A 3,427-nucleotide genomic window follows, 5' to 3' on the forward strand; every position below is an offset into this window, starting at 1 on the left:
TGGATGGCCGGATTGTCGAAGTCGATCTCGCAGCTCACCCTGAACGAGTCCGATGGCGCGAGCGACGCGTGCGCGGACTTGTCCGCCACGGTGATGGGCTTCAGCACCTCGATCATGCGGCGGCGCGCGCCCTGGCGCGCCAAGCCGGCGCGTTCGATCATCGAGACGAACGGCGCGGCGCTGCCATCCATGGCGGGCACTTCCGGCCCGTCGATCTCGACGCGCGCATTGTCGACGCCGCAGCCCACGAGCGCGGCCATCAGATGCTCGATCGTGCCGACGCGGGCGCCGTTCTCGATGCCGACCACGCTGCACAGGCGCGTATCGACCACATGGCGCCAAGTGGCGGGAACGATCGTCCCGCCCATGTCCGTGCGCTGGAAAACGATTCCGGTGTTGGGCGCCGCCGGCGACAGAGTCATCGTCACCGTCTCGCCACAATGCAGCCCCGTGCCGGTACAGGCGGCGGAGGTCTTCAGCGTATTCTGAAACGTGGTGCCGTCGCGACGAACCGACATTTTCTTGCGACCCCTTCGTTCCCGCCCGTTCATCAAGGCTCGAACGTCCTTTTCCAGGCGCCCGGCCTTGCCCCCCTCAGGGCGGGGATTCGAGCGCTTCGGAGGTGTAACAAGCACCCCCGAAGCACTCAAATCACTAATTGTTACAGAATGTTGCGGCCTTTCCGTCAGTTCGCCTGGCGGCGCAGGAAGGCCGGGATGTCGAGCAGATCGTCATCCCCCTCCGACACCTTGACCCGGTCCTTCGGGTCCAGGCCACCCAGGGACGCCTGGGCCGGGGCCGGAGCCGCCTTCGCGGGCTCGGCCGGGGCCGTGGGGGCCTTCCGGGGCGCGGATCCGCCGGTCACCCTGCCGAACAGGGAGCCGATGCGGCCGCGGGCGGGCTTCGCCGGCGCCGAGCCGGCATTGACCAGGTCCGCGGTGGTGAAGGGATTGGCCACGGGCTCGGCGGTCCGCTTGCCGGTCGGCTCGACCGGACGGGGCGGAATGAAGGCCTCGGGCTTCTTGACCGGCTGGGCCACCGGAGCCGCGGATGCGGCGGCGGGCGCCATGGCCGGTTCGGCCATCAGCGGGGCTTCGGCCTCGGGCGCCGGGGCGGCAGGAGCGGGCTCCTGGACCGGGGCGCTCATGACCGGAGCGGCGGCGGGACGCGAGGGCACCATGGCCGGAGCGGCCGGGGCCACGCGCGGTTCCATGACCGGCGCGGCCATGGGGGCCGGCTGGACAACGGGTGCCATCGGCATGGCGGCTTCCATGGCGGGCTGGGCGGCCGTGGCGACGGGCGCCATGGCTGCTTCCGCGGCGGGAGCGCCGGCCGAAGCCGAGCCGCGGCCCGTCGTGCGGCGACCGCCCTCGACGACGAGGAGCGGCTGGCCGGGCTTGGGCATCGACATCTGTTCGGCATCGATGCCGGTCGCGACGACCGAGACCCGCATCACGCCTTCCAGGCTTTCGTCGAAGGTCGAGCCGAAGATGATGTTGGCGTCGGCGTCGACTTCGTCGCGGATGCGGTTAGCCGCCTCGTCCACCTCGAACAACGTCATGTCGAGGCCGCCCGTGATGTTGATGAGCACGCCCTTCGCGCCCTTCATGGTGATGTCCTCGAGCAGCGGGTTCGAGATCGCCGCCTCGGCCGCATCGAGCGCGCGACGGTCGCCCGACGCCTCGCCCGTGCCCATCATGGCCTTGCCCATCTCGGCCATCACGGTGCGGATGTCCGAGAAGTCGAGGTTGATCAGGCCCGGCATGACCATCAGGTCCGTCACGCCGCGCACGCCGGAGTAAAGGACGTCGTCCGCCATCTTGAAGGCGTCGGCGAAGGTCGTCTTCTCGTTGGCCACCCGGAACAGGTTCTGGTTCGGGATGATGATCAGGGTGTCGACATACTGCGTCAGGTCCTGGATGCCCTGCTCGGCCGTGCGCATGCGGTGCGCGCCCTCGAAGTGGAAGGGCTTGGTCACCACGCCCACGGTCAGGATGCCCATCTCGCGCGCGGCGCGGGCGATGACGGGACCGGCGCCCGTGCCGGTGCCGCCGCCCATGCCGGCGGTGATGAACACCATGTGCGCGCCCTGAAGATGCTCGACGATCTGGTCGATGCCCTCTTCGGCGGCCGCGCGGCCGATATCCGGACGCGAACCGGCGCCGAGACCCTGGGTCACGGTCAGGCCGAGTTGGATCTTCTGGGGCGAGCTGGACAGGGAAAGCGCCTGGGCATCCGTGTTGGTGACCAGGAACTCGACGCCCTCGAGCTGGGACTGGATCATGTTCTCGACGGCATTGCCGCCGGCGCCGCCGACGCCGACGACCACGATACGCGGCTTCAGGTCTTGGATCGTAACAGGTACCGATAGGTTCAAGGTCATTGGGTCCTCCGTCTCAAAACGTGTCGTTGCAGGTTTCGTGTCGGGTTTCTTTTCGTCATCTCCGCCCTCATGCGTTCATGGCTATGGCACCTCGGGTCAGAAGTTTTCGCGCAGCCACGAGCCGATCCGGCCCACCATGCCGGCGCCGTTTCGCATCTGCGGCACGATCTGCTGCGCGAGAAGTCCGGGCTTATGCACCGCGTAGGTGAGCAGGCCCGCGCACGTGGCGAAGGCGGGTCCGCCGGTCGCTTCCGCGATGCCGGCGACGCGCACCGGACGGCCCAGGCGGACCTGCTTGTCGAGGACGAGGGCGCCCAGGTCGGCCGCGCCGGGCAACTGGCTCGCGCCGCCGGTCATCACCAGGCGCCGGCCGGCCACGCGGTCGAAGCCGCTGGCCTCCAGGCGCGCGCGCACCAGTTCGAACGTTTCCTCCAGGCGCGGCTGGATGATGCCGACCAGGATCGACTTGGGGACGTGGTTGGCCTGGCCCTGGTTGGGCGTCTCCTGGCCGATCTGGGGCACGTCGATGAAGTCGCGGTTGTCGGACGGCGAGGGCATGGCGCTGCCATAGAGCGTCTTGATGCGCTCGGCGCCCACGACCGGCGTCGACAGGCCGCGCGCGATGTCGTTGGTGACGTGCGAGCCGCCGATGGGGATCGAGTCGGTGTAGACGGCCTCGCCGCCGAAGAAGACGGCGATCGAGGTGACGCCGCCGCCCATGTCGAGAAGCGTGGCGCCCAGCTCCATCTCGTCATCGACGAGGGTGGCCAGCGCCGAGGCGTAGGGCGAGGAGACGCGCGTCTCGATCTCGAGGTGGCAGCGCTCGATGCAGGTGGTCAGATTGCGTACCGCGCTCGCGCCCGCCGTGATGACGTGCATATTGGCGCCCAGATGGTCGCCGTACATGCCGCGCGGATCGCTGACCCGCGCGCCGTCGAGCGAGAAGCCGACCGGAATCATGTGCAGAAGTTCGCGGTCGGTGGCCGCCGCGTCCTCATAGCCCTGGGCCAGCACGCGGCCGACGTCGTCATCGCCGACCTCATA

General features: G+C 69.1%; 3 protein-coding genes. All 3 read right to left on the reverse strand.

Annotation, left to right across the window (positions count from 1 at the left end):
* Positions 1 to 551 (reverse strand): UDP-3-O-acyl-N-acetylglucosamine deacetylase (locus ACYC1Z_RS14355; protein ID WP_461410199.1); only part of this gene is annotated, 551 nt, incomplete at its 3' end.
* A 134-nt stretch (positions 552 to 685) separates the two neighbouring features.
* Positions 686 to 2,383, reverse strand: coding sequence for a cell division protein FtsZ (gene ftsZ, locus ACYC1Z_RS14360; RefSeq protein WP_461410200.1), 1,698 nt, complete (start codon positions 2,381 to 2,383; stop codon positions 686 to 688).
* 96 nt (positions 2,384 to 2,479) lie between these two features.
* On the reverse strand, positions 2,480 to 3,427 hold a 948-nt coding region (gene ftsA / locus ACYC1Z_RS14365; RefSeq protein WP_461410201.1), incomplete at its 5' end, for a cell division protein FtsA.

The organism is Georgenia sp. (assembly GCF_054605595.1).